Origin of the sequence: Algibacter lectus, assembly GCF_900112395.1 — a bacterium.
In the GTDB taxonomy this organism is placed as follows: Bacteria; Bacteroidota; Bacteroidia; order Flavobacteriales; family Flavobacteriaceae; genus Algibacter; species Algibacter lectus.
The window spans coordinates 442554-456892 of the sequence record NZ_FOLN01000001.1 but is presented as its reverse complement, the minus strand read 5'-3'; the positions used below and the strand labels follow the sequence as shown (position 1 = coordinate 456892).

The following is a 14339-nucleotide window of genomic DNA, read 5'->3' as shown; positions in this document are numbered from 1 at the left end:
TTTATAAGATATTATTAAAATGATAAGAATAATGGCGAAAAATACTTTTCTTTTATTTATACTTTCAATGCTTTATGGTTGTCAAAAACCTATTGAATATGCTATAGCTCATCAAACAGAATTAAATACGCTCGCTAATAATTCGATTACGTTTAGTTGGAAAATAAAAACAGATGAAGCAAAAGAACAAAAGGCGTATCAAATCATTGTTTATTCAATAAGTAAAGAAGAAAATAATTCAAATCATATTGTTTGGGACTCTGGAAGAATATATAGTAAAGCGCATTCTTTTGTTCCTTACTCTGGTAAAGCTTTAAAGGGAGGACATGTTTATTTCTCTAAGATTAAAGTGTGGGACAAAAATAATAATCCATCAAAATGGAGTACACCTGAAAAACTAATTACGCCGTTAAATTATCCTGAAGATTGGTCCGCTAAATGGATTACCTATAATTATAAGTTAGATGCGCCTCTACCATTATTACGCAAAAATTTCGATATTAAAGAAAATGAAAACGTAGATTTTGTGCGTTTTTATATTGCAGCACCTGGTTTTTACGAAGCGTATATCAATGGAAATAGAATAGGGAAAAACGTATTAGATCCTGCTCAGACTAATTTTAACGATTATATGTTTTACACCGCTTATGATATTCCTTTGGAGCAATTAAAAAAAGAAAATGTATTAGGTGTTATGCTAGGTAATGGGTGGTATAACCAAAATGTAGTTTGGAATAAATCTATGATTTACGGTCAACCAGTTTTAATTGGTCAATTAGAACTATTTTATAAAGACGGAAGTAAGGAAACTATAAGTACTGATGATTCTTGGCAATGGACAGAAGGGCCAATTACCTATACAAATATTTATACAGGCGAGCATTACGATGCCAGACAAGAAATTGATGATTGGTCATCAAATCTTGAAAATGACGCACGATGGAAAAATGCAATGCTTAGTCCAAAACATCCAACTAAAATTTTGGAGCAGTTTGCAGAACCAATACAAGTTATGGATAGTATTGCTCCAGTAAAAGTGACTTCTGGAAGAGAAGAAACCTTTATTTTCGATTTTGGACAAAACCTTACGGGTTGGACAAAACTTCAAATTAAAGGCGAAAAAGGACAAGAAATTACCATTCGTTTTTCTGAAGAAATAGGTAAGAATGGCGAATTAGATTTTAGATCGACTGGTATCAAAGCTACTAAAAATATCCAGACAGAAAAATACATTTGCAAAGGAGAAGGTTTAGAAATTTGGGAACCACGATTTACTTATCATGGTTTTAGATATGCCGAAGTATCAGGCTTAAAAAGTAAACCATCTAAAGACTTATTAACTGGCATGGTAATTTATTCTGCTATGGCAAAAACAGGAAGTTTTAATTCATCAGAACCTAATATTAATAAATTACATGACTTAACGCTTTGGACTTTAAAAGGCAATATGCAAGGAATTCCAACAGATTGTCCGCATCGAGAAAAATGTGGATGGACTGGCGATGCGCATGCTGTTGCTAAAACGCTGATTCATAATTTAGGAGCACATAAATTTTTGACCAAGTATGCTTTTGATATGAGGTCTTCTGGCAGAAATGAAAAGAAAGAACTCTATTTTGGGAAAGGTTTTCACGACCGTAGTATTATAACAAAACCAAAAGGTATAACAACCATGATTGCTCCCGGAAGGCGAACTAGTGGAACTGCTTCTCCAGATTGGGGAACCGCTGTAGTGCAACTACCATGGTATTTATATACGTATTACGGCGATAAAGGTGTGCTAGAAGAGTTTTATAAGGATATGACCACTTGGGTGGATTATGTAGGTTCTAAAAAAGAAAATGGTCTTATCGTTCATGGCTTAGGCGATTGGTGTCCTCCTAAAGGAACGGGTAGTATTGAATGTCCAGTTCCCGTGAGTTCTAGCGCATTCCATATTTTAGATGTATCCATATTGAGAAAAACGGCAAAAACACTTGGCTACAAAGATGATGAAGCAAAGTATTCCATTTTAGAGAAAGAACTTAAAGAACGTTTTAATACTTCATTTTTAGATAAACAAAAAGGAACTTATGGTAGCCAAACAGCAAATAGTATGGCTTTAGAAATTGGTATCACACCAGAAGCATATAAAACAAAAGTAGCAAAAGCTATTGTTGATGATAGTAACGAAAATCACAATGGGTTTTTAAGTACTGGTATTTTTGGAATTTCTAGAATTTTTCAAGCCCTATGCGAAAATGGTTATGAAGACAAAGCCTACCAATTATTAACTAAAAAAGGTAATCATAGTTTTGAAACTATGTGGTCACATTATGATGCGACTACACTATGGGAAATCTTGCCAGTTACTACGAATCCTGATGAATATGATAAATTAATGCTAAGAAGTCATAGCCACCCCATGCAAGGCGGGTTTGATGCTTGGTTTTATTCGGGTATAGCAGGAATAAATCCTTCTGAAGAAGAACCTGGATTTAAAAAAATAATTTTCAAACCCTATTTAACACAACAAATATATCAAACGGAAGCCTCATATGAATCAAGATATGGTATGATTAAAAGTGCTTGGAAAAACATAGATGATAGTTTTTTTTGGGGAATTCAAATTCCGCAAAATTCAACTGGAGAGATACATGTTCCAAATTATGGTAAAGGTGTTTCAATTACCTTAAATGGTAAAGCGTTAAATAATCTTGATCTATCTTCTGATTTCACGAATCTAGGCTCGTTTTCTTCAGGTACTTATTTAATTAATATGAAAAAAATATAAAAATGACAAAAAAAACAGTCTTTATAATTTTCTTTTTAGCCATAGCTGTAATTGGATTTTACACTTTTAATGAATCCAAAAAAGAATCGACCGTATACGTTAATTTAGAAAAAGAATGTTTAGGTAATGAGATTTTTAATCAAAAAGTGGAAGCATGTTTAGCTGTTATGGAAACCACAGCAGAAAAATATTCAGAGCAAGGTGTGGCTGTTATAGCTTTTGTTCCTGGAGTACAATCTGAATATTGGAATTCAAGAATGAAGGTTGTGGGAACTCTTAGTACAAAACAACATAATTTTTTGGCGGTAGCCAGCGCTAAGGCCTCAGAAATGGCTTTGACACTTCAAAATTCGGGAAGCGTTAGAAGGAAACCATTAATTGGGGAATTGGGTTATAAAGGCGGTGTGATTAAGAAAGTGGCCTGCGGTTACTTAATAGCTAGTTTCTCTGGTGCTCCAGCGGAAATTGATGCTGAAATTTCAAAAATAGGGGTAGACTTTCTTTCTCAGTTTTATTAGGAATCATATGGTTTGTATCTGCCTTTTACAGGAGGTGTTATTCTCGTTTAGTATTTCTATGAGTTAATCTTTTATAGCACCTTTTGGACCGTCATAGTCATATTTAAACCAATCAATATCTATAAATCCTTTAGGCTCAGAATTCAGACAGTAAAACCCTACCATACAAGGTGTGAATCCAGTAAATAATAAACGAACTTCCTTTCCAAATGGTTTGAATTTTTTTCCATCTAGGCTGTAAAAGAAAGTTGCCAATCCATCTGTTACTTTTGCTTGAAACCATATTTCTTTAGTATCTAGTAACTTACCTTTTTGAATGGTAGGAGCATCATTTTTTCCAGACCTAAATAACAACTGTAACCTACCAGATTTGTCTTTCTTTAAGGCGATAGCATTGTTTAGTTGTGAAGAAATATGAAATCCAATTTCTTGTCCATCTGCCATTCCGAAAAGGTCTATTTTGGTCGTCATGACATTATCGTATTTCCCCATTAAACGTTGTCCGATTATATTTGGAAGTTCATCTAGACTGTTGTTTTTTGAGGAAGAAGGGACAGATGACTTTAATCTTAAAAAACCAGGTCTTTCTGTGAGTGACCATTTTGACATATCCGGATTAAAGCGCCAGTTCCATTGCATCCCTAATATAGCTCCATCAAAGTTGTCATCAGATGCAGGTGCATTTATTGAATTTTCTTGTATTGGTTTTTTATGTTGCCAAATAACTTCTCCAATACCATTTCCATCGGTGTCAATACCTATATTTGGCCAACCATCTTTCCAAATTACGGGCTCTAGAAACTGGGGTCTTCCCATATATCTTTCTTGTGGAGTTCCTGTAGATAATTGATGCAAAAACCAACTTGTTCCATTTTCTAAATTAATATAAGTTCCTTGCGCAGGGTTTCTATTTGTTCCATTTCCATTTTCTAAGTTAAGTCTTCCTTCCCAAGGACCTTCAATGTTTTTTGATCGTTGAATAGCTCCCATTCTAAGTCTGTTGCCTTCAGTATCTTTTTCTACATAAACATTCGAAACATAGTACATGTTTTCGTACTTAAAGATCTTTACAGCCTCTCCTTGATAAGTATTTGTTACGAGAATTCCTTCTCCCTTATTTTCTAATATTTCAGTCCCATCCCATGTCATAGGATAAATTCTCACTTCTCCATGAGTCCATAGCCCTATCCATGCCTTTTTAGTTTCTAAGTCCCAAAAAACTCCAGGGTCAGTGGTGTTTATATGACTACCATCTGCCCAAGTAATTTCTTTTGGGATACTCCATGGTCCTTCCATCGTTTTCGCTTTAGAATAGACTATAATATGTGTACCTCCAGGTTTTATGTTTCGTTTGTTGTAGCACCAATAGGCAAAGTATTCTTCCCCATTATATCCAAAAGAACCTGCCCAGTTTCCTCTACTGGTTAATTTTCTTTTTTGAGTAATACTAAAATTTTCATCATAATCTACTGGTGCATTCATAATATGGTTTGAAAACTCCCAATTGACCAAATCTGTTGATTTTAAAATAACCATACCTGGCACAAAGTGGTTAGTAGAAGACATCATATAAAATGTATCTCTCATTCTAATCACATCATTATCAGGGTAATTGGTTTGAAGTATTGGGTTTTTGTAAGTTCCATCGCCTTGATCTCCCCAACTACCCGTTTGTTGTGCAGTTATTATATGTTGGGAAGCAATAATAATAAGTATTATTAAAAATCGTTTCATTTTTTATTAATTTTTGATAAGTTATTAAAGTGATTATTACTTTTTCATTAACCAACTTTAGAAAGATAATAGTCACTATAAAAACCTATAGGGATATGACGAATTATAACTTTATTTTATTACGTCTCGGTATATTTAAAACTTATAACCAACACGAAAACTAAAATTGTTTTAATTACCCAAAATAGGGGCTTCATTTAAACTATTATTAACTACATGTTTATCCGTTAGCCCATAATTATATCGAGACTCTATAAACCAATGGTTATTGATGTTGTATTGCGTTCCAATATTACCCAACGGTTAATGTATGATTTCGTTTCGTGGTATTTAATCGTCAAATTACAAAAAACATTAAATGGGATGCAGTCCTTGATTTTACTGCTGTCTCGGCTATTTTTTTTCATATTTGCCAGTAGTTTTTATCCTATTCAACTCAATTTTATTTATCTAATAACTTATCCACAAAAAACTCAATGAATGAATTATATTTTGTTTTAGCCCCTAGATATTTCAAATCAGCTTCAACATTTAGCTCGTCCATTTTTTCTTTTAGTGCGGTTCCAAAATCTACATGATGCACAACCCAACCTCTAGCTCTCTTTGCATTGTTTGGTACTGCAGTTTTTGGCGACATTGCATATTGCATGAAAATAGGAGGATCATCGGCAGTTACCAAAACAAGAGCAGATACCGTTTTTGCTATTTCATCGGCTTCCTCTAGTGTTTTAGCTCCAAAGGTTTGAAGGCGAGTTTTACCGTTAAAAGTTGCCTCTTCACCAGGAGCATATTTACCAATATGTTTAATCCAGAAGTCAGATTCCATAGTGGTTTGTCCACCTTTTGTGGCTAAACAAGCAACACGAGTAGATTCCCTTTTTATTGGATCATCACTTTTGGTATTAGCCATTTCGTCACTAAAAGCAAGCCACATACATATTTGTGCACCTGCAGAGCTCCCAAATACGCCTATACTATTTTTATCAATGTTCCATTCGGTAGCATTTGAACGAATAAACTGTAAAGCAAGCTTAGCATCATTATGTGCGGCAGGCAAGGGGGCAATTGATTTATAGCGGTAATTTATGGAGGCAACAGAAATTCCTGCTTCTAACAATTGTGTCAGTTCATCACCATTGATCCTTTCTTTATTACCTGACGAAAATCCTCCTCCATGAATAAATATAGCTAAAGGTGTTGTTTTGTTTTTGTCTGCAAACCAAACATCTAAAACATTTCGCTCATGCTCACCATATTTAACATTGGTTAAATATGGTGCAGGTTTACCTTTTTGAGTATGAGCACAATGTGATGCAATTAAAAAAAGAACAATGATATTGATAGTTTTAAGACTTTTCATTTTAGAAAATTTATGTGAACATTAATTTATCTTCAATACCTTTTTTATTATTCAAAAGCCTTTATTAAGGACGAGTCAAAATTGTTAATAACGTATATAAGGTAATAAATAGCGTTTTCATAATTAATTTTAAAACTTATACCCAACACCAAAACTAAAATTGTTTTTATTACCCAAAATAGGGGCTTCATTTAAGTTATTATTAACAACATGCTTATCTGCTAGACCATAATTATATCGGGCCTCTATAAACCAATGGTTATTGATGTTGTATTGCGTTCCAAGAGTTAAAGAAGCAGCAAGGCTTTCAGAAGAAGAACCTCTAAAAATAGAATCATCTTTCGTGTTAATTTCCAATTGGGGACCTAAGTAAATGTCAAACTTATTAGTCAGTTTATATTTTAAAAGTAATGGAATTTCTATGACTGAGTATTGCCCAATATTGGTCTCAATTTGCAAACTAAACTTTTCTGATAGCCTTTTTGTTGCAAATAGCCCAAAGTAGATATCTTGATTAGTGTTGTTGCCGTTTTCATTTGAAAGTGCTGTTGCTATGTAACCATGCCGAATACCAAAATCAAAGGATTTAGAATCTACTGAAACCTCTGAATCTTGTGCGAAAATAATTGAAACTGATAATAACGTAAATAAGGTAATAAATTGTGTTTTCATAATTAATTTGTTTTAATATTTATATCCACAAACCTAAGCCTGTAAAGAGTTTGTAGTTGCCAATTAAAACATGATTAAACCTATATATAAAGTAAAATACTGACAAAAATTGTTAAGTTTTTAAGATAAACTTATCTTAATTTTATTATAGAATGTTTGCTTTTATATATCCGTAGATTTAATGATGAAATAATTGCAGTTTTTGAGTTTATAATTCCATCAAAATCTAGGCGACAAAAGTGTTTTTTGTTTTGAAATTAGTTTTATTTAACCACTAACTTTTTAGTAATAAATGTGTTTTTATCTTTAAGAAAGAACTTGATAAAATACATGCCAGATTTTGCATTTTTAAGGTTTAATGTGTTCCCTTTTTTCTGAGAGTTAATTACCTTTCCTGTAATATCATATACAACAACTTCAAGATTACTATAATTTTCTAAACCATTTAAATGAACAATTTGTCTAGAAGCAATAGGGTTTGGATATAGCGTTAAAGTATTATTGTTTGTTATTACATTTTCCACATTTAAAACAGGATTGTTTTCAAATAATCGCCCTAAACCTATATACTCGGTTCCTGCAAAAGTTTCATCTCTATCTGTAACACCATCATTATCGGTATCTAATACAGGCCAACCCGCAGGTTGTATATTCCATTTAAAATTAATAACAGAAACTCCTAGTTTTGTACCAAAGAACTTTACGTAATAATGGTTTCCTAGTTTGGCAACTGTTGTTTCGCTTGAGTTTTTTAAAGCTGTTAAGGTTGTAGCTACAGGATAGTTTTCTTCAGTAGTAATCCCTGCAAGTTTTGCAAAATTCTTCATTCTAATGATTACATGGTCTCCATCTTTGTAAGTGTCTTCCAGTCTTAACGTAAGTTTTCTGTTATCAGGTAGATTTTCAAATTGAATCGTGTAGAGAAAATCATCATTTAATATGACAGCAGTTTGTGGAATATTATAAAAACCATTAGAATGGTAATGTCCTGCTTTGGATGTACCTGGTTTGGTTCTTGTAAAAGTCATTCTAGGAACGTTTGTAGCATTTTCATTACCGCTAGTTATTGGGAAATTAAGATGTCCAATACGTTTTTTTGTGAAATAGGTATTCCTCCAATTTTCAAAAGGTTTTTCTGTACCATCACGGAGCATATTGTGATTAGATATTATAGTTCCTCCACCTGGTACACCAGTTAAAGAACCGTCTTTGTCCCAAATAGCAAAGATCCATACACGTACTTGTGCAGCAGAATTCGCTCCTGCAGGACCTTTTTGTAATCTATCATAATTCGGAAGATTAAAAATAGGAGGTCCCGTAAAATCTTTCTCAATACCTGATACCACATAATTTGGATGTTTTTTTGAGCCTCCAATTGATGATGCGTATTTTGTTTCTGGCTGATTCCAACCTACTAAATAAGAATCTGTAATAGAAAAAGCTCCGTCATACGCTTTCATTAAAACACGTTCTCCATTAAATACACTTTCACCTGATTTTGCAACAAATATGCAGTTCAGATGATCTGAATAGTTAGCATGCATTAAATGTATTTCATTATCAATGAATACATTATTTCTAAAAATAACATTTCTAGTAGGGACACCACCACCAATACCACCATACACGCCAATTTCATTAGCATACCAAGTATTGTTGTCTAAATAGCGTTTTTCAGATCTATTCCAACTTGCATTGGCTCCTATGGAATGATCTTCTCTTAGAATATCAAATATATCAAAGCCATTTTTATTACTGTGTGCTGTATTTCCAGAAAACGCTCCCAATTTATCTCCCCTCGGATTTAAATTTTTTAGTCTGTCTACACCTGAAGACTGTTGAATGGGCTTGTCTGGAAAAATAAACCAAAAACCGGTACCATCTGAACCTCCTGCTACATTGTTGGTAACAATATTGTTAGGATTTGTAATCCAATAACTAGATGGCGAAGCATTTTGTGGGGTGCTGAATTGATTGTCTGAAGGTGTTAATTCGTCTCCTTCAGCGGGCTTTCTTGTAACGGCTACTACATTATTTCTAATAATATTAAAACGTTCACCTCCATCTTCCATAAACAAACCATGTCCTAAATGGTCTACACAAAAATTACCCTCAACTAAGGTAGATTCTGTCCCGTGAATGGTAATGGCACGGTTATAACTTCTATAAATACTTGTGTTTTTTAAATATTGTCCAGCACCTCTTTCTTCTACCAAATGCCAATGGAAAGGGTAGCGTCCTAATTGTTTTTTTTGACCCATTTTGTACAATTCTACATCCTCTACATGAGCTACACCATTGTTATGAATCATAATATGACCACCGTATTGTAAAGCTTCTGAATCAGAATCTCCTTGAATTTTTATACTTTTGGTTAACAGTCCTACTTCTGCTCTAATATCGGCATTCCATGTTTTATTTGATGGACTTGTATAAGAATGTGCTGTACCTATGTGAGGAAAATTTAATACTGAATTTAATCTTATTATTTTTCCATTATTTGATATGCTTTTTATGGTTTTGACTTCTGCTTGATTCATATTAATTCGAGAAGATAAAATAATAATAGAGTCTCCAACTTTCCAATTTGTAGCAGGGTCTACCAAACTTATAACATCTCTATTTTTTATTGCATTGGCACTTAGTTTTGTCCAAGATAATTTTTTTTCACCATGTAGTTCAAGAACTCCATGGTTCATAACAACAATTGATTTTGTTGTGACGTTTGTATTGGGTATTTTTTTCTCAGTATCCGTACCAATCAAAGTTATGAGTCCATTTTTTAAATAGGGTTCCGTTTCTGTTCCCCATTCAAAGTAGGCTTGTGCTCCTTTTACGAAAATAAATTCTGTGGAAATGCGAATGTCTTTTGAAAGATCGACAATTAATTTTCCAGCAACGGTAATAGATTTTACACTGATGTTTTCATCTAATACCAACACAGAATTCTCTGGAATAAAAACGTCATCTCCGTTTGTTGGTTTTAAATCTCCAACCCAACTCGCATTAGAAGACCATTTTTGAAGTCCTGTTATATTACTACCAATTGGAAGATTAACAGCGCCCGTATGAGGTTTAGATTCTATAGATGTAAAAACCAAATTGGTTGTTGAAGAAAAACTAATCCCATTTAATTTTAGTGCTTTATTATGTTTTATTGTGCTATCTAAATGATTGTTTTTAGCATGTAATAACACCCCAGATATTAGGAATAAAAATACAGCTAAGTATGTATTCAATAGGCTCTTTTTTATTAAAAATAATTGATATGTTTTCATTTTTGTGGTTTTGTAATAAGTTTTATTTTATTAATAATTTTTTAGTAATAACCTGGTTATGCTCATTAATGAAGAACTTAACAAAGTACATACCTGCATTTGCGTTTTTAAGGCTAATGGTGTTATCAATTTTTTGAGAATTAATTATTTTTCCAGTAATATCATAAACAACAACTTTTGTGTAACTATAGCTTTCTAAGCCTTTAATATTTACTATTTGTCCAGAAGCAACAGGGTTAGGGTATAGGCTAATACTGTCTTCAAAATTAATAGGCGTATAAACAGATAATGTTTTTTCTGTAACTGAAGATTTAGCTGTTCCACAAGGTGTTTCTTGAGGAATAGCATTATTGGCGCGTATGTAGTTAAGCTGAAAAGTAACATTAGGGTTACTAGTAGGATCTATTCTTAACCCTTTAATTGTTTTACCTACCCATTGATTATTAGAACTCATATTAAAAGTAAGTACTTGGGGTTGGCCATTTCCTGTGTAAGTTCTAGACATTGATCGCGATGCTGAAAAAGTTCCATCTTCATTTTCCCAAAACAATTCTACTACAGTATTTGGTGTAGAAACTGTTATTCTAACATCAATAGAGCTTATCTGTGATCCAGACATATTTAAAAACTGTCTTTTTATTATTTGTGGATCATTTGTAGCAGACGTTCCTGTTAAAAATCCACCAGCAACTCGTGCACGTCCAACAATATTATTTTGAATGTTACCATCAAAAAAGTCTTCTCTTCCGTTAAATTCTAAAGCAAAATCTGAAGCGGAATTAATATTTCTACAACGTTGGTTTTCTTCGCTATTGGAAAGACCATCACCATCATTATCTGAAATGTTTAAAGAACTTGAAGAAACACTAAAACCTGTAGATGGTATATCTACGCCAAGTTTTATTGAATTGATTTGAACATTTGAATTTGAAGCGATATTAAGGTTTCCTATTTTAGATTCATGAAATCTTAGAATTAATTTCTTTGCTTTTATAAAATCAGAAAAAAGTGCGTTTTGCCCAATACGAATTTTTCTACTGTCGGAGCTTGAGTAAGTTCCTAAAAAAGTACGGTTACCATTAGTGTTTTCCATTAATACTTGAACATCTGGACCCGTATAGTTTAAGTTTAAAGTATTAAAATACTCCCATACTTGTCTAGATTCTAGGTTAATAATATAGTCTGTATAACCATTAGTACCGTTACCGTTGTTACTTACATTAAAAGATACGCGTCCTCCATTATAGGCAAATGTTGGTAAAGGTATTCCATCAGTAGTTACTCTTGAATCTCTACTATCATTTCCTTTTCCATAATCTATTAAGGTTACATCGTTTATAATAGTGGATCTATTATTACAGTTGCCGTTTACACAAATTCTAAAAGGATTATTCTTAAACCTGTGTTTTTGACCAAATTGCCATTGAAAAGCAGAAGTAGCAGTTCTATTAGTGATTATTTTAGCATAAATGGTATTGTCTTTAAACATATAAGCTTGCACAGTACTATTTCTTAATGCAGTAAGGTTTGCTACTTCTGTAGCTCCTATTGTTGTTGCAGTAGATGGTATGTTTGGATAAACAACTATAGATGATTGATTATTTGTTGTAGCTCCATTTAAAGTTGATTGTATAAAATTAGGAAACTTATGATATTGAAAAAAGTATCTATAATCTAAATCATTTGTAATAATTGGAGCATCAAAATATTTGTTTTGCGTTTGAATTTGAAAAACAGCATGTGTACTATTATTTGGATACTCTGCAATAAAATAACGAGGGGTAAAAGGACCTTGGGTTTTATCTGTAAAATCTACGTCAGTATAATAATTATAATTTTTAAGGTTTGTAATCCAAGCTCCCCAGTCATTTCTTCTAGTAATATTGGATTGTTGTTTGTTGGCGCCAACTTCATAGAGGTTTTTCCCGCTAGGGTCTGGTGTTATAATTGGTGTTACGTGCCTTCCTGCAGATCCTGTAAGACTACCGTCTTCGTCAATAATACCACTTAAATACATAAAACTAACATATGCAATTGGTGTGAAGTCAACTTTGTTTGCTTCAGGTATGTCTGAAGCAAAAGTAAGACCACTTACACTATGGTTGGTAGATTTTCTTGAAGCTCCGTTGGTTTGAAAACAAAATGCGTTGGCTCCGTTAGAATTAAAACCAGCAAAATGTGTGTTTATAATTTCGGTGGGACCATCATAAATACTATGTCCTCTAAAACCATTATTAATATCCTTTGCAGGCAAGTTTGGATAAGGTAGTGTTCTACCAGCTATAATTTCACTAGCAGAAGTTGGTGTTCCAATATTATCTGATTTCCCAACAATTAACGATTCAGAGAGTGTTTGATGGTATGAGAAAAAATTTGCACGCCCATTATCTGCGAATACACAGTTATTAAAAACCATTTTATTGGCTCTAATCCATACATTTCTATCTACAGATTTATATCCTGTAAAACCATTGATTTTAGGTACAAATTGTGTTCCATTAGCATTTTCAGGTCTGTAATGCCCCCTTGTCAACTCTGTTGTCCCTTTATCTATTCCTGCATCTACACCCCAATTAAAAAGGTTTGAATGCGCTTTATTATTATTAAAAGTACCCATAGGCTGAATTCCTGGCTCATAGTTTGGAACAACGTCACCAAGAGATTCTGTTAATACAAGATGCCAAAATCCGGACCCATCAGAGCCTGCTGCAACATTTCCTATAAAGTTATTGTTAGGGTTTGTTATCCAAAATGTAGAAGGAAATGCTTCTGGAGGCACACCTTGATCCGCACCAATACCACGATCATTTGCTGTAACCTCTTGTCCTTCAGGTGGACGTTTACATAAAACTCCTAAGTTGTTTAAAAAGGTGTTTCCTGTTTCACTTCCATCTTCTAGAAAAAAACCATGACCAATAAAATCATAAGCTACATTCCCTTCAACAAGTGTATTGTTGGTGCTATGAACGGTTATAGCTCTATTAAATGACTTATGAACGCTTGAATTTTTTATAAACTGCCCAGTTGTATTACCTAATTTATGCCAGTGCCAAGGATACCTCCCAACAACAGATCTTTGCCCCATTTGAAATAGCTCAATATTGGATGCTTTTGATATAGATCCTGGCATAGACATGATATGACCACCAAAACCATTTGAAACACCTTCAATACCTTGTATTTTTAAGTTATGTGTTAATAGGCCAACTTCTGCTCTTTCGTCCAAAGAAAGATTCCCATTATCATATTCTTGAATAATACCCCAATGCATAAAGTTTAATACAGAGTTTAAGGTTAGTACTCTTCTATTAGTAGAAATAGATTGAATAGTTCTTTTCTCTGCTTGCCTCGGATTAAAATCTGTAGATGCAATAACTATTTCATCGCCCACATTCCAATCAATAGGCTCTTTTAAAGTAATTGTTCTAACTCCTGCATTAACTGTTCTATTTAACTGTGTCCAACTTTTTTTTGCGACACCATGAAGATCTAAGCGCCCATTTGCCATTACTCCAATTAATTTCGATCCCATAGTCTCTTCCACAGGCAAATTTTGGTTCCCAAATAAAATTTCTGATATATCTGTACCTTTAAGTCTAATAGTACCATTTCCTCTATAAGGATTATTGACTGTGCCTATACGTAAAGTTCCACCACCTCGTACCATGATACCTCTTGTAGTCAATGTGAAATTTGTATTTAAATTAACGGGTTTTAAAAGTCCTGAAACTCTTATGCTTCTTGCTCTACAATTACCAACAAGGTTAACAGTAACCCCATTTGGAATAATTATATCGTCTGAAGCTGTAGGAATACCGTTTGGAGCCCATGTGCTTGGGTTATTCCAATTTCCATTTGCACTTGCAGATATTGATGCAAGAGAAGTAGGAGCACAGTTATATTTTGAACTAATAGGCTCTTTTTTTTTAGGATGCGTTTTGTAAGAAACTGTAATAAAGGTAATGCACATAAGTACACAACAAAAAAATGCTTTTTTCATTATT

At 33.3% G+C, this 14339-nt stretch carries 7 protein-coding genes; 2 read left to right on the top strand and 5 right to left on the bottom strand.

Annotated elements, in window-relative coordinates:
- The first annotated feature begins 31 nt into the window (after positions 1-31).
- Together BM246_RS01620 and BM246_RS01615 are read left to right on the top strand one after the other, a co-directional pair.
- Complete coding sequence (locus tag BM246_RS01620) at positions 32-2773, top strand: alpha-L-rhamnosidase (protein ID WP_074935506.1); 2742 nt, start codon at positions 32-34, stop codon at positions 2771-2773.
- Between the two features lie 2 nt (positions 2774-2775).
- Positions 2776-3291, top strand: coding sequence for a hypothetical protein (locus BM246_RS01615; RefSeq protein WP_074935505.1), 516 nt, complete (start codon positions 2776-2778; stop codon positions 3289-3291).
- A gap of 63 nt (positions 3292-3354) precedes the next feature.
- On the opposite strand, the gene BM246_RS01610 is transcribed toward BM246_RS01615, so the two are convergent.
- The 5 genes from BM246_RS01610 to BM246_RS01590 all read right to left on the bottom strand — a co-directional run bounded on the left by BM246_RS01610 (position 3355) and on the right by BM246_RS01590 (position 14335).
- The gene (locus BM246_RS01610) at positions 3355-5025 is read right to left on the bottom strand and encodes a glycoside hydrolase family 43 protein (protein ID WP_074935504.1); all 1671 of its coding nucleotides are present in this window, start codon (positions 5023-5025) and stop codon (positions 3355-3357) included.
- Positions 5026-5467: 442 nt separating this feature from the next.
- A complete protein-coding gene (locus BM246_RS01605; protein ID WP_074935503.1) occupies positions 5468-6385 on the bottom strand; it encodes an alpha/beta hydrolase in 918 nt (305 codons plus the stop codon).
- Positions 6386-6514: 129 nt separating this feature from the next.
- Complete coding sequence (locus BM246_RS01600; protein WP_074935502.1) at positions 6515-7057, bottom strand: outer membrane beta-barrel protein; 543 nt, start codon at positions 7055-7057, stop codon at positions 6515-6517.
- A 263-nt stretch (positions 7058-7320) separates the two neighbouring features.
- The gene (locus BM246_RS01595; RefSeq protein ID WP_074935501.1) at positions 7321-10335 is read right to left on the bottom strand and encodes a G8 domain-containing protein; all 3015 of its coding nucleotides are present in this window, start codon (positions 10333-10335) and stop codon (positions 7321-7323) included.
- A gap of 22 nt (positions 10336-10357) precedes the next feature.
- Positions 10358-14335 carry a G8 domain-containing protein gene (locus tag BM246_RS01590; RefSeq protein WP_083415672.1) on the bottom strand — a complete coding sequence of 1326 codons (3978 nt, stop codon included), beginning with the start codon at positions 14333-14335 and terminating at the stop codon, positions 10358-10360.
- Positions 14336-14339: the final 4 nt, after the last annotated feature.